The 19,202-nt window shown below is 74.6% G+C and carries 18 protein-coding genes; 15 read left to right on the top strand and 3 right to left on the bottom strand.

Going from position 1 to position 19,202, the window contains the following annotated elements:
* Positions 1 to 9 precede the first annotated feature (9 nt).
* The 8 genes from FJR00_RS13080 (at position 10) to FJR00_RS13045 (ending at position 7,887) form a co-directional block, all read left to right on the top strand.
* Complete coding sequence (locus tag FJR00_RS13080; RefSeq protein ID WP_075957524.1) at positions 10 to 369, top strand: DUF3054 domain-containing protein; 360 nt, start codon at positions 10 to 12, stop codon at positions 367 to 369.
* 10 nt (positions 370 to 379) lie between these two features.
* Entirely contained in the window at positions 380 to 2,506 is a 2,127-nt protein-coding gene (locus FJR00_RS13075) for an MFS transporter (protein ID WP_141339105.1), read from the top strand.
* A complete protein-coding gene (locus tag FJR00_RS13070; RefSeq protein ID WP_141339104.1) occupies positions 2,503 to 3,078 on the top strand; it encodes a TetR/AcrR family transcriptional regulator in 576 nt (191 codons plus the stop codon). The genes FJR00_RS13075 and FJR00_RS13070 overlap by 4 nt, the downstream gene beginning before the upstream one ends.
* A gap of 9 nt (positions 3,079 to 3,087) precedes the next feature.
* Positions 3,088 to 4,656: a depupylase/deamidase Dop gene (gene dop / locus FJR00_RS13065; RefSeq protein ID WP_141339103.1), complete on the top strand. Its 1,569-nt coding sequence runs from the start codon at positions 3,088 to 3,090 to the stop codon at positions 4,654 to 4,656.
* A gap of 12 nt (positions 4,657 to 4,668) precedes the next feature.
* A complete protein-coding gene (locus tag FJR00_RS13060) occupies positions 4,669 to 4,866 on the top strand; it encodes a ubiquitin-like protein Pup (RefSeq protein ID WP_141339102.1) in 198 nt (65 codons plus the stop codon).
* Between the two features lie 5 nt (positions 4,867 to 4,871).
* A complete protein-coding gene (gene pafA, locus FJR00_RS13055; RefSeq protein ID WP_141339101.1) occupies positions 4,872 to 6,278 on the top strand; it encodes a Pup--protein ligase in 1,407 nt (468 codons plus the stop codon).
* Between the two features lie 126 nt (positions 6,279 to 6,404).
* Positions 6,405 to 7,436, top strand: coding sequence for an FKBP-type peptidyl-prolyl cis-trans isomerase (locus FJR00_RS16385; protein WP_141339100.1), 1,032 nt, complete (start codon positions 6,405 to 6,407; stop codon positions 7,434 to 7,436).
* Positions 7,437 to 7,488: 52 nt separating this feature from the next.
* Entirely contained in the window at positions 7,489 to 7,887 is a 399-nt protein-coding gene (locus tag FJR00_RS13045; RefSeq protein ID WP_141339099.1) for an FKBP-type peptidyl-prolyl cis-trans isomerase, read from the top strand.
* A 209-nt stretch (positions 7,888 to 8,096) separates the two neighbouring features.
* Here the strand turns inward: FJR00_RS13045 and glsA are convergent, their stop codons facing one another.
* From glsA to FJR00_RS13030, 3 genes are read right to left on the bottom strand one after another with little or no spacing between them, the layout of a single operon-like run.
* Positions 8,097 to 9,032 carry a glutaminase A gene (gene glsA, locus FJR00_RS13040; protein ID WP_202876670.1) on the bottom strand — a complete coding sequence of 312 codons (936 nt, stop codon included), beginning with the start codon at positions 9,030 to 9,032 and terminating at the stop codon, positions 8,097 to 8,099.
* A 9-nt stretch (positions 9,033 to 9,041) separates the two neighbouring features.
* Entirely contained in the window at positions 9,042 to 9,680 is a 639-nt protein-coding gene (locus FJR00_RS16560) for a hypothetical protein (protein WP_141339098.1), read from the bottom strand.
* Positions 9,677 to 10,789 carry a DUF3866 family protein gene (locus FJR00_RS13030; protein ID WP_141339097.1) on the bottom strand — a complete coding sequence of 371 codons (1,113 nt, stop codon included), beginning with the start codon at positions 10,787 to 10,789 and terminating at the stop codon, positions 9,677 to 9,679. The genes FJR00_RS16560 and FJR00_RS13030 overlap by 4 nt, the downstream gene beginning before the upstream one ends.
* A gap of 114 nt (positions 10,790 to 10,903) precedes the next feature.
* Between FJR00_RS13030 and FJR00_RS13025 the strand changes: the two genes are divergently transcribed.
* From FJR00_RS13025 to FJR00_RS12995, 7 genes are read left to right on the top strand one after another with little or no spacing between them, the layout of a single operon-like run.
* Complete coding sequence (locus FJR00_RS13025) at positions 10,904 to 11,920, top strand: helix-turn-helix transcriptional regulator (protein ID WP_141339096.1); 1,017 nt, start codon at positions 10,904 to 10,906, stop codon at positions 11,918 to 11,920.
* Entirely contained in the window at positions 11,920 to 12,900 is a 981-nt protein-coding gene (locus FJR00_RS13020) for a helix-turn-helix transcriptional regulator (RefSeq protein WP_141339095.1), read from the top strand. Before FJR00_RS13025 ends, FJR00_RS13020 begins: the two co-directional genes overlap by 1 nt.
* 48 nt (positions 12,901 to 12,948) lie before the next feature.
* Complete coding sequence (locus FJR00_RS13015; RefSeq protein ID WP_075957535.1) at positions 12,949 to 13,287, top strand: Sec-independent protein translocase subunit TatA; 339 nt, start codon at positions 12,949 to 12,951, stop codon at positions 13,285 to 13,287.
* A 29-nt stretch (positions 13,288 to 13,316) separates the two neighbouring features.
* Positions 13,317 to 14,141 (top strand): twin-arginine translocase subunit TatC, encoded by an 825-nt coding sequence (tatC, locus tag FJR00_RS13010; protein WP_237770055.1) that lies wholly within the window; start codon positions 13,317 to 13,319, stop codon positions 14,139 to 14,141.
* Positions 14,138 to 15,046, top strand: coding sequence for a diacylglycerol/lipid kinase family protein (locus FJR00_RS13005; protein ID WP_141339094.1), 909 nt, complete (start codon positions 14,138 to 14,140; stop codon positions 15,044 to 15,046). The genes tatC and FJR00_RS13005 overlap by 4 nt, the downstream gene beginning before the upstream one ends.
* A gap of 9 nt (positions 15,047 to 15,055) precedes the next feature.
* Positions 15,056 to 17,956, top strand: coding sequence for a DEAD/DEAH box helicase (locus tag FJR00_RS13000; protein ID WP_141339093.1), 2,901 nt, complete (start codon positions 15,056 to 15,058; stop codon positions 17,954 to 17,956).
* Between the two features lie 29 nt (positions 17,957 to 17,985).
* Positions 17,986 to 19,194, top strand: coding sequence for an acetyl-CoA C-acetyltransferase (locus FJR00_RS12995; protein WP_141339092.1), 1,209 nt, complete (start codon positions 17,986 to 17,988; stop codon positions 19,192 to 19,194).
* The last annotated feature ends 8 nt before the right edge of the window (positions 19,195 to 19,202 follow it).

The raw sequence follows: 19,202 nt of genomic DNA, 5'->3' as shown, positions 1-19,202 counted from the left end.
GGGCCGGTGATGAGACGGTTCGCGTTCTGGCTCGACCTGGGCGTCGTCCTGGTCCTGGCCGCGGGCGGCCGGCGCAGCCACGACCTGGACGGTTCGGTCCTGGGCGTCCTGGAGACGGCCTGGCCCTTCCTCGTCGGGCTGGCCGTGGGCTGGGTCGCGGTGGCCCGGCAGCCGCGGACCCGCCGGGTGTGGTGGCTCGACGGCACGGTCGTGACCCTCTCCACCGTCGTGGTCGGCATGCTGCTGCGGCTGGCGAGCGGTCAGGGGGCGGCGGCGGCCTTCGTGCTCGTGGCGACCGCGGTGCTCGCCGCGGGGATGCTGGGCTGGCGGGCGGTCGACGCCGCGCTGGAGGTGCGACGGGGCCGGTAGCATGGTGAACATGCGTTCACCCGGTGGCACCGAGCAGACGCGGTCGGCCCCGTCCACCGGACTGGTCATCACCGTGCTGGCCCTCTGCGGGACGCTCGTCTCGCTGCAGCAGACGCTCGTCCTGCCGCTGCTGCCGGACTTCCCCGAGATCCTCGGCACCACCAGCGACAACGCGTCCTGGCTGGTGACGGTCACCCTGCTCACGGCCGCGGTGGGCACCCCGATCGTCTCCCGCCTGGCGGACATGTTCGGCAAGAAGCTCATGCTGGTCGTCTGCATGGGGGCGGTGATCCTGGGCTCGGTCGTGGCCGCGCTCAGCACCAGCCTGGCGGTGGTGGTCCTGGGCCGCGGGCTGGCCGGCCTGGGGGCCTGCCTGGTGCCGGTGGGGATCAGCATCATGCGCGACCACCTCCCGGCCGAGAGCGTCGGCTCGGGCGTGGCGCTGATGTCGGCGACCCTGGGCATCGGCGGAGCCGTGGGGATGCCGCTGGCCGGGGTGATCTACGACAACTTCGACTGGCACACGCTGTTCTACGTCTCCGGCGGCTTCGCCGTGGTCATGCTCGTGGCGGTCCTGCGCGTCGTGCCCGAGTCGACCGTGCGCACACGCGGCCGCTTCGACTACGTCGGGGCCCTGCTGCTGTCGGTGGCGCTGACCTGCTTCCTGCTCGCCGTCAGCAAGGCCGGCAGCTGGGGCTGGGGCTCGCCGCTGACGCTCAGCCTGCTGGCCGCGGCCGGTCTGGTGCTGGCCGCCTGGGTGCCCTGGGAGCTGCGGGTGGGCCAGCCGCTGGTGGACATCCGCACCTCGACCCGGCGGACGGTGCTGCTGACCAACTCGGCCTCGGTGCTCGTCGGCTTCGCCATGTTCGCCAACTTCCTCACCTCCGTGCAGCAGGTGCAGATGCCCGCCAGCACCGGCTACGGCTTCGGCCTGTCGGTGGTGGAGACAGGTCTGTGGATGCTGCCCAGCGGCGTCCTCATGGTCGCGATGTCCCCCGTCTCGGCCCGGTTGATCCGCCTGTTCGGCCCGCGCCTGATCCTCATCGTCGGCGCGGTCGTCATGGCCGTCGGCTTCATCGGCCGGTCCCTGCTGCACGGCTCGGTGCTGGAGGTGATGGCCAGCGCGGCGGTGGCCTCGGTGGGCACGGCGATGGCCTTCGCCGCGATGCCGACCCTCATCATGCGGGCGGTCCCGCTCACCGAGACCGCCTCGGCCAACGGGCTGAACACCCTGCTGCGCTCCATCGGCACCTCCTCCGCCTCGGCCATGGTCGCGGCGGTCTTCGCCGCCGGGATGGTCGTCACCCCGTCGGGGGAGGCAGCGCCCACCTTCGGCGCATACCAGCTCGTCTTCTGGTCGGGCACCGCCGCGGCGCTCGGCGGGGCCCTCATCGCCGCCTTCATCCGGCGGCCGGCCCCGGTGGGCGAGCGGGCACCCAGCCGCACCGGCGTCCCGGCCCCGGCGGGGGAGCGCACCCACGTCAAGGTGGAGGGGGAACTGCCCGAGGTGCTCGTGCGCGGCCGGGTGCTGTCCCCGCAGGGACGGCCCCTGCGGCAGGCCGTGGCCACCGTCCTGCACACGGACGGGCGGCACGTCGACTGGGGCCGCACCGACAACGAGGGCCGGTTCGCGCTGGCCCTGCCCGAGGAGGGCCGCTACCTGCTCGTCGTGTCGGCCGACGGCTGGGCGCCGCAGTCGGGACTGGTGCACCTCGAGGCCGGGGAGACCGAGCCGGTCACGATGACGCGTCGGCTCCTGCTCTCCGGCCGGGTCACCGACGACGGGGTGCCCGTGGCCGGGGCGATGATCTCTCTCATCAAGCACTCGGGGGAGTACGTCGGGACGGCCTACGCCGAGGCCGACGGCGCCTACGAGATCGGGCTGCCGCCGCCGGGCCGCTACGTACTGACGGCCGTCGACCACGCCAGCGGACGGGCCCGCTCGCGCGCCCTGTCGGTGCTGTCGACGAGCACCACGCTCGACGTGGACCTGCGCACCGGCATCCCCAGGCCCTCCGAGCGGGTCCCCGCCGGTGCCCGCGGGGTCGGGACCGTGCTGCGGGGCAGCTCCGACGCCGGCCCCGCGTCGGCCCGCACGACGGACGCACCGACCCTGCCCTCGGGGACCCCGTCGTGAGCCGCCCCGGGGACGCGGCCGGCACCCGGGAGGTCGTCCTGCAGGTCGCCCGGCGGCTCTTCGGCGAGCGGGGGTACGCCGCCGTGACCATCCGGGAGGTGGCGGCGCAGGCGGGGGTGTCGGCCTCGATGGTCATGAAGGTCGCCGGGAGCAAGCAGCGGCTCTACGCCCTGGCCACCCCCGCCGAGCCGACGCCGCTGCCGCCCGACGTGCCGCTGGAGGGGATGGGCGAGCTGCTCGTCTCGCGCCTGCTGCAGCGCCGGGACGACGAGGCCGCCGAGCCGTGGCTGCGGGCCATCTACCTGCTCGTCGAGGCGCCCGACCCCGAGGCCGCCCGGGCCGAGTTCCGCGACCGCTTCCTGCGCCGGTTCCCGACCGAGGGGGACGGGCGCAGGCACGCCGACGAGGTGGCCTGCCTCATGCTGGGCCTGGCCGCCGGTGTCCGCGCCTTCCGGCTCCTCGACCCCGGGAGCACCGACAGGGAGGCGGTCGTGCGGGAGTATGGCGCACTCGTGCAGCAGGTGCTCGACCGGATCGACCTGGGTCGCACGGCGGGCGGGCAGGAAGCCTAGGGTGGCGACGTGAGCGTGCTGCGGGTCGTCGGGATCGAGACCGAGCTGGGGATCACCAGCACCCAGGTCGACGGGCAGGGGCGCTCGCTGAGCCCCATGGTGCTCTCCGGCCAGGTCGTGCGTGCCTACGCGGCCGGTGCCGACCCGGGGGCGGCGCTGCCGCCGACGGCCGGGTGGGACTACGCCGACGAGACGCCGCTGCGGGACGCCCGGGGCTACGAGATGGCCCGTGCGCTGGCCGACGTCTCCCAGCTGACCGACGTGGACGACCCGACGATCGCCACGACGGTCCTGTCCAACGGGGCCCGGCTCTACGTCGACCACGCCCATCCGGAGTACTCCTCGCCGGAGGTCACGTCCCCGCTGGAGGCGGTGCGCTACGACCGGGCGGGGGAGCTGGTCGCCCGGGGCGCCGTGCGCACCCTCGCCGAGCAGGGCGCCCAGGTGCGGCTCTACAAGAACAACGTGGACGGCAAGGGCGCCAGCTACGGCACCCACGAGAACTACCTCGTGCCGCGCAGCGTCCCCTTCGACCGGCTCGCCCGCCAGCTGCTCCCTTTCCTCGTCGCCCGGCCGGTGATCGCCGGGGCCGGACGGGTCGGTCTGGGCCAGGCCAGCGAGCGCCCCGGGTTCCAGCTGAGCCAGCGGGCGGACTACCTCGAGGCCCAGGTGGGCCTGGAGACCACGCTGCGCCGGCCTCTCGTCAACACCCGCGACGAGCCGCACGCCACCCCCGACCGTCACCGCCGGCTGCACGTCATCGTCGGCGACGCCACCATGGCCGACGTGACGACCTACCTGGCGGTGGGCTCCCTGTCGGCGGTGCTGCGTCTCGTCGAGACCTCTCCCGAGCTCGTGCCCGCGCTGGACCTGCGCGATCCGGTGCAGGCGGTCAAGGACATCTCGCACGACCCCACGTTGCGGACCACGGTGGAGACCGTCGACGGACGCCGGGTCACCGGCCCCGACCTGCTCGAGGCCTACCTGGAGGCGGTGCACCAGGCGGCCGGCTCCGGCCACGAGGCGTGGGCCGGGCCGGACGGGGCGGCCGGACCCGACCCCGCCACCGCCGACGTCCTCGACCGGTGGCAGGAGGTCCTCGACGACCTGCGGGACGACCCCGCCCGCTGCGCCGACCGCGTCGAGTGGGTCGCCAAGCTGACCCTCCTGGAGCGCTACCGCGAACGGGCCGGGGCCGGCTGGGGCGACCCCCGGCTGGCGGCGATGGACATCCAGTGGCACGACCTGGACCCCGAGCGTGGCCTGGCCCAGCGGCTGCGCGCCGCGGGCCGGCTGGAGCGGCTGGTGCCGCAGGAGCTGGTCGAGGCCGCGGTCGCCGAGCCGCCGGCCGACACGAGGGCCTGGTTCCGGGGCGAGTGCGTGCGCCGCTACGGCCCGTACGGCGACGTCCCGGCGGCCTCCTGGGACTCCGTCGTCATGCTGGACGAGGCAGGACGCCGCCACCGGGTCCGCACGCCCGAGCCGACCACCGCCACCCGGGAGCGGATCGGGCCGCTGCTGGAGCGGCATACCCGCACCGCCGGCCTGCTCACCGAGCTGGCCTCGGAGACCGTCTGAGAGGATCGGGACATGTCCGAGCAGCAGAAGTTCTCCCGTCGTCGCGACGACGACGCGCCCGAGCCGGAGACCCCGGCCCCCTCCGCCCCGCAGGTGCAGGGCGTCCGGCGCGACGAGGAGCTGGACTCCCTCCTCGACGAGATCGACGGGGTCCTGGAGACCAACGCCCAGGACTTCGTGCACGGGTTCATCCAGAAGGGCGGCCAGTAGCCCCCGTGGACGCCCGGGTGATGGGGATCGAGACCGAGTTCGGGGTCAATGCGACCTTCCGGGACGGTCCCCGCCTCGCGCCCGACGAGGTCGCCCGCTACCTCTTCCGCAAGGTCGTCGCCTGGGGGCGCTCCAGCAACGTCTTCCTCGTCAACGGCTCCCGGCTCTACCTCGACGTCGGGTCCCACCCTGAGTACGCCACCGCCGAGTGCACCGACCTGCTCGACCTGGTCGCCCACGACAAGGCCGGCGAGCTCATCGTCCAGGACCTCGCCGACGACGCCGAGCAGCGGCTGGCCGAGGAGGGGATGGACGCCACCGTCTACGTGCTGAAGAACAACGTGGACTCCCGCGGCAACTCCTACGGCTCGCACGAGAACTACCTCGTGCGCCGCACGCCCCGGCTGGAGCGGATCACCGACCCGCTCGTGCCCTTCCTCGTCACCCGGCAGCTGGTCAGCGGCACCGGCCGGCTGCACGTCGTGGGGGAGCGGGCCACCTTCCTGGTCTCCCAGCGTGCCGACCACGTGTGGGAGGGCCTGTCCTCGGCGACGACCCGGTCCAGACCGATCATCAACACCCGCGACGAGCCGCACGCCGACGCCGAGCGGTACCGCAGGCTCCACGTCATCGTCGGCGACTCCACGATGAGCCAGACCACGACGATGGTGCGCGTCGGCATGGTCGACCTGGTGCTGCGGATGGTCGAGGCCGGCACGATCGTGCCCGACATGGCCCTGGCCAACCCGGTGCAGGCCATCCGTGAGGTCAGCCGGGACCGGACCGGCCGGCGTCCGCTCGCGCTGGCCCGGGGCGGCACCATCAGCGCCCTCGACATGCAGACCGCCTTCCTGGCGCTCGTCCGCCGCTACGCCGAGGGCGCGGGCCTGGCGGACGTCAGCCCGCACCGGGAGGTCCTCGAGCTGTGGGAGCGCACCCTCCGGGCGGTGGAGACCGACGACCTGTCGCTGGTCGACACCGAGATCGAGTGGGTCATGAAGAAGACGCTCCTGGAGAGGTATGCCGCCCGGCACGGGCTCGAGCTGCACGACGACCGGCTCCAGCAGCTGGACCTCGCCTGGCACGACGTCCACCCCCGACGGGGCGTTCTGTCGGTGCTCGAGCGGCAGGGCCGGGCGCGGACCGTCGTCACGCCGGACCGTGTCGCCCGCGCCATGCACGAGCCGCCGCGGACCCGGGCCTGGCTGCGGGGGGAGTTCGTGCGGGCGGCCCAGGAGCACCGGCGGGACTTCACCGTCGACTGGGTGCACCTGAAGCTCAACGACACCGCGCAGCGCACCGTGGTCTGCAAGGACCCGTTCTCCGCGGTCGACGCCCGGGTGGACGAGCTGATCGAGTCGATCCGCCGGGCCGGCCCGCCCCGGAACGCGCCCACCGTCCGCGGGGTGTAGCCGGGCCGCCCCAGGGTGCTCCCACCGGGCACCCAGGTTGGGATGGTTACGCTTGCCCGGTTGCACCGGTCGCGCGGCCCTCCCGCCGCGGGCCCCCGACGAACCCGAGACTGTGAAGGAACGCGCGTGCGCTCTCCCCGACTGCGGATGGTGGCCCTGGCCGCCGCCCCGCTGCTGCTCCTGTCCGCCTGCTCCACGGACGGGGGGACCGACGGCGCCGACCAGAGCGACGACGCCGCTGCCACCTCGGCCGCCCCGACGGGCGACGTGTCCGAGCTGGCGGTCGACACCTCCGGCGACGCGCCCCAGATCACCCGGGACGGTGAGCCGATGGCCGAGGGCGAGCTGCCGTTCGGCGTCGCCGAGACCCAGGTCGAGGAGGTCGAGGCCGGTGACGGGGACGAGGTCTCCGAGGGCGACGAGGTGCGTGTGCGCTACCTCACGGTCAACGGGACCAGCGGCGAGGAGGTGCTGTCCACCTTCGAGCAGGAGGACCCGGTCACCCTCGACCTGTCCAACGAGCTGCTCTTCCCGGCCTTCCTCGAGGAGCTGCCGGGCCGCCGGGCCGGTGACGCCCTCCTCATGGCGCTGCCCCCGGCGGCGGCGTTCGGCAACCAGGGCAACAGCCAGCTGGGGATCGGCGCCGAGGACACCCTGGTGTTCTACATGGAGATCGTCGACAGCGCCGCCCCGCTGACCAAGGCGACGGGCGAGGAGGTCGAGCCGGAGGACGGGCTGCCCGAGGTGGAGGCCGACGGTGAGAGCGCCGCCACCATCACGATCCCCGACGACGCCGAGGCTCCCGACGAGCTGGTGGTGCAGCCGCTCATCGAGGGCGAGGGCGCGGAGGTCAAGGCCGGCCAGTCCATCAAGGTGCACTACACCGGCGTGAAGTTCTCCGACGGCGAGGGCTTCGACAACTCCTACGACCGGGGCGAGCCGGCCGAGTTCCCCATCGGTGTCGGCCAGGTCATCTCGGGCTGGGACGAGGGGCTGGTCGGCCAGCCGGTCGGCTCCCGCGTCCTGCTCGTCATCCCGGCCGAGCAGGCCTACGGCGAGGCCCCCGAGCAGGACGACGAGAGCCAGACCACCGCGCCCGCGCACGAGCTGGCCGGCGAGACGCTCGTCTTCGTCGTAGACATCCTCGGCGCCTACTGAGGGCCATCCCCGCAGACCAGCAGCACCCCTACCAACGTCAGGAGAGCACCGCATGTCCGAGTCCCCCTTCGGCCAGGTCCGCAAGGCCAAGCCCGAGATCGACTTCCCCGGCGACACCCCGCCGGCCGAGCTGGTCGTCGAGGACATCGAGGTCGGCAAGGGCGCCGAGGCGACCGCCGGCTCGCAGATCTCGGCCCACTACGTCGGCGTGGCCTGGTCCACGGGCGAGGAGTTCGACGCCTCCTGGAACCGTGGCCAGCCGCTCGACTTCACCGTCGGCGTCGGCCAGGTCATCCAGGGCTGGGACCAGGGCCTGCTGGGGATGAAGGTCGGCGGTCGCCGCAAGATCGTCATCCCTCCGCACCTGGGCTACGGCGACCGCGGCGCCGGCGGCGCGATCAAGGGCGGCGAGACCCTCATCTTCGTCGTCGACCTCGTCGACGTGCGCTGAGACCCGTCCGCGCAAGCGGCGCCCCGTCGGTCCGACCGGCGGGGCGCCGCTGCGTCCGCCCGGCCGGCGTGTCGCGCACCGGCTGACCTTCCCGCGCCCGGCGTGTCGCGCACTGTGCTGATGCCGTTGCGGCGTGTCGCGTGCCAGGGCGCGGATCGTGCACAGAGCCGCCGCGGGAGAACGCCCCGGCAGCGCCCACCACCAGCCCTTCAGATCTTGGCCAGCCCCGGCCGCAGCAGGTGCAGGTTGAGCTCGCCCGAAAGCTGCTCGAGGGCCAGGATGCCCCGGACCGAGCTGCCGTGCCGGTCGAGGCGGGGGGAGTAGGCCGCGATGCCGCAGCGGCCCGGGACCGCCGCGATGATGCCGCCGGCGATGCCGCTCTTGCCCGGGAGCCCGACGTCGGTGACCCACTCGCCGGCGTCGTCGTACATGCCGCAGGTCATCATCACCGACAGCACCTGCCGGGCCGCGAGGGGGCTGAGCACCCGCTCGTCGGTGCCGGGGACGAGCCCGTCGTGCGCCAGGGTGGCCGCCATCCGGGCGAACTCCACGGTCGTCGCCTCGATCGCGCACTGCCGGGTGTAGCCCTCCACGACGTCGTGCGGGTCGCCGGGCAGCACGCCGAGGGCCTTGAGCAGGTGGGCGATCCCGAGGTTGCGGTGCGCGGCGGCCAGCTCCTGCGCGACGAGGTGTTCGTTGACGCCCAGGTCCCGGCCGGCCATCCGGGACAGCAGGTCGTGCAGCGCGCGGAAGCGTTCCTCCCCCGAGTCCCCGGGCAGCAGGGCGTGCACGGCGAGGGCGCCGGCGTTGATCATCGGGTTGTCCGGGCGGTCGCCGGCCTCCAGCGAGATCCGGTTGAAGGCGTCGCCGGAGGGCTCGACGTCGACGTGCTCGAAGACCTCCTCCAGACCGACGGTGTCGATGGCCAGCCCGTAGGCGAACGCCTTCGACATCGACTGGATCGGGAAGGGCACGTCCGCGTCGCCCGCCCCGACGCGCTGGTCGTCGCTGTCCACGAGGGCCAGGGCCGTCAAGGACAGGTCGGCCTCGCGGTGCACCGGCAGCTCGTTCGGCTCACCGTCGTCCACCTCCCGGACGCGCTCGACGATCCGGTCCAGCAGGGCCTGCAGCTCGGGGGTGTCCACCGCGCCAGACTAGGGCTCGGAGGCCGTCCCCTCCGACGGGGGCCTGGGCCCGGGCACCCCGGCCGTGAGGCGGAGGTCCTCGACGAGCTCGCGCCACACCTGCTCGCAGGAGTCCCGGTCGTCGTCGGCGATCCACGCCGGGTCCACGGCGGCCCGCCCCAGGGCGGCGCCGAACCGGGCCCGGTAGCCGAGCAGCCGCGTGATCCCGACCTCCCGGCACCAGTGCTCGAACGCCTCCAGGAGGGCCCCCGGCCCGCTCAGCTCCTGGAGCACCTCGGCGGGAGCAACGGGTGGGGCCGCACCCAGCCGGCCGAGCCGCCACCGCCCCAGGGCCGAGCTCACGGTCGCGTCGCACGGGCGCAGGGCGTCCTCCATGTCCAGGACCTGTGCCCTGAGGTCGGGATCCTGCTCGGGGAGGGCGTCGAGCTCGGCGGCCAACGCCCCCTGCAGGACCGACCGGCCCGCCGGCGTGAGGCACCATCCGCGCTCGTCCCCCCGGACGAGCTGCTCGGCCCAGCCCTCCTCGGCCGCCAGCCCGAGGTGGGCGAGCACGTCCTGCCGGGGCTCCTCGGCCCGTCGCACGACCCGTCCGACCTCGGCGAAACGGAGGACCGCGAGGGCGTGCAGCACGCCCAGCACGCCGGTCACGCGGACCCCAGGACGGCCGCCCTCCGCCCGGCCACGGCGGCGGCCACGAACGAGGCGGTGTCCTCCTCCAGGCCACGGCCCATCGTGGCCAGCGGGACCGGCGAGCCGTGCAACGCCTCGACCACGCCCTCGACGGCGACGTCCACCGGCCGGAGGTGGGGCGCGGCGTGCACGAGCTCTCCCACGGCCGCCCGCACGTCCGCCAGGCAGCCGTCGGTGGCGGCGTGCCCGGTGGTGCCGTGGGGGAGGGGCACCTCGGCCGGGTGCGCCAGGACCCGTCCGTAGGCCGTCGCGCTGTGGTGGGACAGGCCGCGGTGGCGGGGCCGCGGGTCGGCCTGGGAGACGCGGAGGGAGGCGACCGGACGGCCGCCCAGCACGGCGGCGGCGTTGAGGGCCTCCCCGGCCGAGACCCCGGAGAAGCCCCATCGGGTGCCCGTCCCCAGGTTGCCCGGTCCCTGGGTCACGACCACGAGGTCGGCCCCGACGACGTGGTGGGCGGCCAGGAGGGCGCTGTGCACGGTGACCGCCTCGAGGTCGCCGCCGTAGGCCTGCCCGGCGGTGACGACCGCCTCGAGCCAGCCCCGCTCGCGCAGCACGGCCACGGTCCGGGAGTATGCGGCGGGCAGGGCGCCGCCGTCGGTCATGACGTAGACCACGCGAAGACCCTCGTCCTCCAGCCGGACCCCGGCCAGCACCGCCGGCAGCGCCGAGTGCAGGTCTGCGGCGACCACCGGCATACCCCCGAGGTCGTCGGCGTCGGCGAGACGCCCGTGGTGCGCGCCCTCGGGGTCGTCGACCCCCAGCACCATCGTCTGCAGCGGCGTGTAGCGCGCCTTGACCAGGTGGCCCGGCTCCTCCGCCTCCCGGGCGGGCCAGGCGTCGGGGCGGTCGGGGACGGCCACCACGAGCGCGAGCCCGCCGGTGCCCAGGGATCGGTCCAGGGCCGTGGTGTTGAGCAGCACCCGGTCGCCGGTCCGGGGGGTGCCCACCACGTCGGGGTAGGCCAGCGCCCGCAGGCTCTCCCCGTCGGAGGTGTCCACGTCCAGGAGCAGCACGCCCGGCCACCCCGGGCCGGTCGCCCGCACCACGCCCTGCCGCCACCGGATCACGCAGGCAGCCTAGTGGGCGGCACCCACGGACCCGCCGGCGCCGACCGCGGATCGACGTGGGGCACCCCGCGGTCCCGGTGGGTGTTCGTACAGGTGTCGAGTAGCGTGTCCGCCATGGCGTCCCGCAGCACCCCGGCGAAGAAGGGGCCCAGCCCCGCCGCGGCCAAGACCGAACGGCTCCTCAACCTCGTCATCGCCCTGCTGTCCACCCGCCAGCCGCTGTCGCGGGCCCGGATCCGCCAGGCCGTGCCGGACTACGCCGCCGGCAGCGACGAGGCCTTCGAGCGGATGTTCGAGCGGGACAAGGACGAGCTGCGCGCCCTGGGCATCCCGCTGCGGACCGAGCCCATCGACCCGTTCTTCGACGACGAGCCCGGCTACCGGATCGACCAGCGGGAGTACGCCCTGCCGCAGATCGAGCTGGAGCCGGACGAGGTGGCCGTCCTGGGGCTGGCCAGCCGGATGTGGTCGCAGGCGTCGCTGGCGGGCCCGGCGGCCCAGGCGCTGCGCAAGCTGGACGCCGCCGGCCTCATGCGCGACGAGGCGTCGGTGGCCGGGCTCGAGCCCCTGCTGCACACCACCGAGCCGGCCTTCGACCCCGTCCGGGACGCCGTGCTCACCCGCACCGCCCTGTCCTTCGACTACCGCCGGGCGGGGGAGGCCGAACCGGTGACCCGGCACGTGCAGCCGTGGGGCCTGACGAGCTGGCACGGCCGCTGGTACCTCACCGGCCACGACGTCGACCGGGGCGCCTCCCGCGTCTTCCGCCTCGACCGGATCGTCGGGGCCCCCCGGCGCACCGGCCGGGCGGGGGCCTTCGAGGTGCCCGACGGGCACGACCCCCGGGCGATGATCCGGACGGCGTACGGCGACGACGCCGGCGAGCGGACCGAGGTGGTGCTGCGGGTGCGCGGGGGCAGCGCCTCCTCGCTGCGCCGGCGCGGCGAGGTCGAGCCGGGCGACGACGGCTGGGACGAGCTGCGCGTCCGCGTCTCCGGCACCGCCTCCCTGGTCCAGGAGGTCGCGGCCGCGGGACCCGACGTGCGGGTCCTCTCGCCCGCGGAGGTCCGCGACCAGGTCGTCGAGGCGCTGCAGGCGGTGGCCGCGGCCCACGAGGGGGAGGAGTCCTGATGGTCACCTACGAGAGCGCCACCAGCAGGCTGGGCCGGCTGCTGACGATGGTGCCGTGGCTGCTCAACCGGCAGGGCATCGACCTGGCCGAGGCCGCCGACCAGCTGGGCACGAGCGTGGACCAGGTGGTCGATGACCTGCAGCTGCTCTTCGTGTGCGGGCTGCCCGGCCACTACCCGGACGACCTCATCGAGGCCTCGTGGGAGGACGGCCGGGTCCACGTGGCCAACGCCGACACCATCGCCCGTCCGCTCCGGCTGGGGCGCGACGAGGCCCTGGCGCTCATCGTGGCCCTGCGGGCCCTGGCCGACACGCCGGGCCTGACCGACCGCGACGCCATCGACCGCGCCCTGGCCAAGCTGGAGTCGGCGGCGGGCGACGCGGCCGCCTCCGCCGACCAGGTCCAGGTCAGCCTCGAGCAGCCGCTGCCGCCGGAGCTGGCCGACCGGCTGCGCCGGGCGATCGGCGGACGGCGACGCGTCCACCTGCGCTACACGGTGGCCAGCCGGGACGAGACGACCGAGCGCGACGTGGACCCGGTCCGGGTCGCCGCCGTCGACGGCCGGTGGTACCTCGAGGGCTGGTGCCACCGCGCCGGCGGCGTCCGGCTGTTCCGGCTCGACCGGGTGGAGGACCTGCAGGTCCTCGACGTCGACGGCACCCCGCCGCCGGACCTGCCCCTGCGCGACCTGGGGTCCGGCGTCTACCGGGCCGCGCCGGAGGACCTGCGCGTGCACCTGGAGGTGGACCCCCGGGCCGCGTGGATCACCGAGACCCTCCCGGTCGAGGAGGTGCGCCGGCGCGACGACGGCGTGCTGGAGGTGGTCCTGCCGGTCGCCGACCCGGTCTGGCTGCACCGGCTGGTCCGGCGCGAGGCGGGGGCCGTCCGGGTGACGGCGCCGGCCGACGTCGTCGCGGACGTCGCGCGGGAGGCCCGCGAGGCCGTGGCCGGGCACCGGGGGACCACCCGGATAGACTGAGCACGACCGCGCCCGGCGCCGTGACCGCTCCCGGAAGGGGAACCCACCATGCGCATCCAGATCTGGCACATCGTCGTCCTCGTCATCGCCTTCGTCCTGCTCTTCGGCTGGAAGAACCTGCCCAACGTCTCCCGGAGCCTGGGGGAGTCGATGCGGGTCTTCAAGTCCGAGGTCGACCAGATGAAGGACGAGAATGAGGCCCGCAAGGGCCGCGGCCAGGACACGGCGCTGCCGGGGGGCGACGACGCCGACCGCCCCGCCGCGGGCACGTCCCGCGACGAGCCCGTCGACGACCGCTACCGCGACACGGCGCGCGAGGAGTACCGCCAGGCCCGTGAGGCCGAGCCGGACGTCGACGGTCGCGACGGCCGCGACCCGCGCGTCTGACCTCCCGGACCGAGGCGTCCCACCCGAGCGTGGCCCGCGGACGGCGGTCGACCAACCCCGAGGGACGGATGTCCCTCGGGGAGCACTTCCGTGAGCTGCGCAACCGGCTGCTGATCTCGACCCTCGCTGTCGTGGCCCTCAGCGTGGTCGGCTGGTACTGGTACCAGGACATCATCGACGTGGTGGCCGCCCCCGTGCAGCGGGTCGCCGAGGAGCGCGGCGACGAGCTGGTCACGCTCCGCTTCCAGAACATCACCGAGCCGTTCGCCACCCAGCTCAAGGTCGCGATCTTCAGCGGCATCCTGCTGGGCAGCCCGGTCTGGCTGTGGCAGGCCTGGGCCTTCCTCCTGCCCGGGCTGACCCGCCCGGAGAAGCGGATCGCGCTGGTCTACTTCTTCGTCAGCATCCCGCTGTTCCTCGCCGGCGCGGGCCTGGCGGCCTTCACCTTCCCCCGGCTCGTGGCCATCCTGCTCAGCTTCACGCCCGAGGGCGTGGCCAACATCCAGGGGATGTCGGAGTTCCTCTCCCTCGTGCTCTACTTCATGCTCGCCTTCGGGCTGGCGTTCCTGCTGCCCGTCGTGCTGGTGGCGCTCAACCAGATGCGCATCCTGTCGGCCCGGGCGATGCTGCGCAGCTGGCGGGTCACCCTCTTCGCCATCCTGGTCTTCTCGGCCTTCATGACCCCCGACCCCTCCGCGTGGACGATGCTGGCGATGGCCGCCCCGGTGTTCTTCCTCTTCTGGTGCGCCGTCGCCGTGGCCTTCCTCCTGGAGCGGCGCCGCCGTCGCCGCGGGGACGACCCGGCCGACAGGTACGCCCGGCTCTCGCCCGGCGAGGCCACCCCGCTGTCATGAGGTATGCCGTCGCGCACGGGCGGCGCTCGGGGCGCGGCGGGGCGGCGGCACTCGGGGCCGAGGCGGTCCGGCGGCTGCGGTCCGACGGGCACGACGTGGTCGAGATCGCGGCGGGCACGCGCGAGGAGGCCGCCGACCGGTGCCGTGCCCAGGTGGAGGCGGGGGTCGACGTGCTCGTCGTCGCCGGCGGGGACGGCATCGTCAGCCTGGCTGCAGACCTGTGCGCCGGCACCTCCACCGCGGTCGGGATCCTGCCGGCCGGCACCGGCAACGACAATGCCCGCTCGCTCGGCCTCCCGCTCGGGACGGGGAAGGCCCTCGACGTTCTCACGTCCGGCCACCGGCGCACCGTCGACGTGCTCCACGTGGCCGAGCTGGACCGGCACGTGCTGGGTTCGGTCAACGCCGGGCTGGACGCCCGGATCGCCCACCGGGCCACGCTGCTGCCGCGCCAGCTGGGGGCGCTCACCTACACCGTGGCCGCCCTCGTAGAGATCGCCCGCCTGCCGCGCACCCCGCCGCTGCGCTACCGGCTGACCCTCGGTCCGGAAGGAGCCGGGCAGCGGGTCGAGCAGCTGGACGCCCTCGTGGTCGTCCCGGCCAACATGCCGTTCGTCGGCGGGGGGCTGCAGGTGGCTCCGGACGCCGACCCGGCCGACGGCCTGCTCGACCTGGTCGTCATCCGTCCCGTGGCCCCGGCCCGGGCCCTGGCCCTGCTGCGCGCGGTCCGCGCGGGACGGCATACCCGGCTGCCGGAGGTGGAGGTGCACCGCACCGCGCAGGTGCGGATCGAGGGGCCGGCCGACGTGCTCGCCCACGGGGACGGGGAGGCCCTCGGTCCGCTGCCGCTGACCGTGCGGGTGGTGCCGTCGGCCCTGCAGGTCGTCGTCCCCGGCCTGACATAGCCTGGGGCCATGTCCAGCCCCGCAGAGCGATACGCCCAGGCCCGCGTCCGCGCCGCCCGGCAGGCGACCGCGGCCGGGCGGTTCGCCGACGGCCTGGGCTTCGAGCTCGACGACTTCCAGGTCCGGGCCCTCGACGCCGTCCAGGAGGGGGACGGGGTCCTGGTGGCCGCACCGACCGGGGCCGGCAAGACGGTCGTGGGGGAGTTCGCGGTCTTCCTGGCGCTGGAGACCGGGCGCAAGGCGTTCTACACCACCCCGATCAAGGCGCTGTCCAACCAGAAGTACCACGACCTCGTGGCCCGCCACGGCCCCGAGAACGTCGGCCTGCTCACCGGCGACTCCTCGATCAACGGGGAGGCCCCGGTCGTCGTCATGACCACCGAGGTGCTGCGCAACATGATGTACAGCTCCTCGCCCACCCTCACCGGCCTCGGCTACGTCGTCATGGACGAGGTGCACTACCTGGCCGACCGGTTCCGGGGAGCGGTCTGGGAGGAGGTCATCATCCACCTGCCCGAGTCGGTGCAGGTGGTCTCCTTGTCGGCGACCGTGAGCAATGCCGAGGAGTTCGGCGACTGGCTGCGCACCGTGCGCGGCAACACCGAGGTCATCGTGGCCGAGCACCGGCCCGTCCCGCTCTGGCAGCACATGATGGTCGGCACCCAGATGTTCGACCTGTTCGTCACCGACGGTGGGGCGGAGGGCAGCACCCGGGTCAACCCTGCCCTGCTGCAGCGGATCGAGCAGGCCGAGCGGGCCACGGGGTGGACCCGGGAGGACGCGGGCGGACCCCGCGGGCGGCGGGGGGCGGTCCGGGGCCGGTATGCCGACCACCGCGGGCGCGACGACCGGCGCGGGGGCAGGGGCGGGCGCGGGCGCGCCGACCGGTCCGACCGGGGCCGCCGCCCCGACGACGTCGTGCCGCTGGCCGACCGGGGGGCCCTGCCCGGTGGCGTGGCCAGCCGTGCCCAGGTGGTCGACCGGCTGGACCGGGAGGGCCTGCTGCCGGCGATCACCTTCATCTTCAGCCGGGCCGGGTGCGACGCCGCCGTCGGCCAGCTGCTGGGCCGCGGGATGCGCCTGGTCCCCGAGGAGGAGGGCCGGCGGATCCGCGAGCTGGTCGCCGAGCGGATCGCCGAGGTGGACCCCGCGGACCTGGGGGTGCTGGGCTACCACGACTTCGTCGAGGGCCTCGCCCGCGGGTTCGCCGCGCACCACGCGGGGATGCTGCCGCTGTTCCGGGAGATCGTCGAGGAGCTGTTCACCGCCGGACGGGTCCGGGCCGTCTTCGCCACCGAGACCCTGGCGCTGGGGATCAACATGCCGGCCCGCAGCGTCGTGCTGGAGAAGCTGGTCAAGTTCAACGGCGAGACGCACGCGCCGGTCACCCCGGCCGAGTACACCCAGCTCACCGGGCGCGCCGGCCGACGGGGCATCGACGTCGAGGGCCACGCCGTCGTGCTCTGGCGGCGGGGGGTGGACCCGGTCGAGGTGGCCGGCCTCGCCTCGACGCGCACCTACCCCCTGCGCAGCTCCTTCCGGCCCAGCTCCAACATGGCGGTCAACCTCGTGGCCCAGTACGGCCGCCCGGCCGCCCACGAGCTGCTGCAGAGCAGCTTCGCGCAGTTCCAGGCCGACCGGTCGGTCGTGGGGCTGACCCGGCGGCTGAAGGAGAACCAGGAGGCGCTCGACGGCTACGAGGAGGCGATGGCCTGCGACCGCGGCGACTTCCGGGAGTACGGCCGGCTGCGGCACGAGCTCAGCGAGCTGGAGAAGAAGCAGGCCCGCCGCCGCCAGGCGTCCCGGCGGGCCGACATCGCCGTCGCGCTCGACGAGCTGGGCGTGGGGGACGTCGTCCGGCTGGAGGGTTCCCGCAAGGGCACCATGGCGGTCGTGCTGCCCACCTCGCGGGCCAAGGGCACGGGCGAGCCGACGGCGTTGACCTCCAACGGCAGCCTGCACACCCTCACCGTGGCCGGCTTCCGCGACGTGCCCGACGTCATCGGCACGCTCAAGGTGCCGTCCTCCTTCAACGCCCGCAGCCCGAAGGCACGCAAGGATCTGGCGTCCGCCCTGCGCGAGAAGGTCAGCGAGCCGCTGCCCGGGCGGAGCGGGCGGGGCGGCGGCTCCCGGGGCGACGGGGGCGACGACGGCGACGCACCGGCATACCGCTCCTCGCTGGAGACGCGCGTGGACGAGCTGCGGGCGCAGCTGCGGGCCCACCCCTCCCACACCTGCCCCGACCGGGAGGAGCACGCCCGGTGGGCCGCGCGGTGGTGGCAGCTGCGCCGCGAGACCGACGACCTGCAGCGCAGGGTGTCGGAGCGGACCAACACCGTCGCCAAGACCTTCGAGCGGATCTGCGACCTGCTCTCGACCCTGGGCTACCTGACGCCGGACGGGCTGGCGGTCACCGAGGAGGGCCAGCGCCTGCGGCGGATCTACACCGAGCTCGACCTGGTCGTCGCCGAGGCCCTGCGCCGCGGCAGCTGGCAGCGGCTGTCCGGGGCGGACCTGGCGGCGGTGGTCTCCGCGCTCGTGCACGAGGCGCGGGGCGACGACGTGGGCGAGGCCCGGATGCCGGGGGTCGAGGTCGAGGAGGCCCTGGGGGAGATCGGCGCGATCTGGCGCGAGGTGAGCACCCTCAAGGTGGAGCACCGGCTCGAGCCGGACCGCGAACCCGACCCGGGCATCGCCTGGATGGTCCACCGGTGGGCCTCCGGCCGCGGTCTGGAGGAGGTGCTGCGCGACGGCACCCTGTCGGCCGGCGACTTCGTCCGCCGGTGCAAGCAGGTCGTCGACCTGCTCGGCCAGATCGCCCAGGCCGCCGACCCGCCCGTCGCCCGCACGGCCCGGCGCGCCTCCAGCGCGGTCCTGCGCGGCGTGGTCGCCGCCGACCGGCTCGACTGACCCCGACCACCCGACCCGAGGAGAACCCCGTGACCGAGATCGTCGTCTGCTCCCCGCTGCGCACCCCTGTCGGCGGCTTCCTGGGCTCGCTGGCCGACCTCTCCGCCGCCGACCTGGGCACCCAGCTGCTCACCGCCCTGCTCGAGCGCACCGGCCTGCAGGACGGCGACGTCGACGACGTGGTCGTCGGCAACGCCAACCCCTCCGGCGAGATCCCCGCCCTGGGCCGGATCCTGGCGCTGAACGCCGGGCTCGACTCCGCGCCCGGCATGCAGCTGGACCGCCGCTGCGGCTCCGGCCTGCAGGCGGTGCTCACCGCGGCCGCGCACGTCGCCTCGGGAGGGGCCCGGCTCATCGTCGCCGGGGGAGCGGAGTCGATGAGCCAGGTCGAGCACTACGCGCTGCTGCGCCAGGGGGTCAAGGGCGCCGGGGTCGAGCTGGCCGACCGGCTCGCCCGGGCACGCTCCACCGCCGGCGGCGAGCGGCACCCGATCCCCGGGGGCATGATCGAGACGGCGGAGAACCTGCGGCGCGAGTACGCCATCTCCCGGGAGGCCCAGGACGAGTACGCCGTGCGTTCCCAGCGGCTCGCCGCGGCGGCGCAGGCGGAGGGACGCTTCGCCGAGGAGATGGTCCCCGTCGAGGTGACCACCCGCAAGGGCACGACCGTGGTGGACGCGGACGAGCACATCCGCCCCGGCACCACCCTCGAGGTGCTCTCCGGGCTCCGGCCGATCATGGGCCGGCAGGACGACCAGGCCACCGTGACCGCCGGGAACGCCAGCGGCCAGAACGACGCCGCCGCCCTGTGCGTGGTCACCACCCGGGAGCACGCCGAGGCCACGGGCCTGACCCCGGTGCTGGCGCTGCGCTCCTGGGCCGTGGCCGGGGTCGCCCCCGAGACGATGGGCATCGGTCCGGTCCCCGCCTCGGCGGCCGCCCTGGAACGGGCCGGGCTGACCCTCGACGACATGGACCTCATCGAGCTCAACGAGGCCTTCGCCGCGCAGGTGCTCGCCGTGCTCACGGAGTGGGGGATGAGCGACCCCTCGGCCTGGGACCGGCTCAACCCCAACGGGTCGGGCATCTCCCTGGGCCACCCGGTGGGGGCCACCGGTGCCCGCATCCTGGCGACCCTGGCCCAGGAGCTGCACCGGCGCGAGGGCCGCTACGCCCTGGAGACCATGTGCATCGGCGGTGGTCAGGGGCTGGCCGCGGTGTTCGAACGGGTGGTGTGAACGGCCGG

Origin of the sequence: Ornithinimicrobium kibberense, assembly GCF_006519705.1 — a bacterium.
Classification (GTDB): domain Bacteria; phylum Actinomycetota; class Actinomycetes; order Actinomycetales; family Dermatophilaceae; genus Ornithinicoccus; species Ornithinicoccus kibberensis.
Note: the sequence above shows the minus strand (reverse complement) of the source record. Positions and strands in the feature narration are given on the sequence as shown.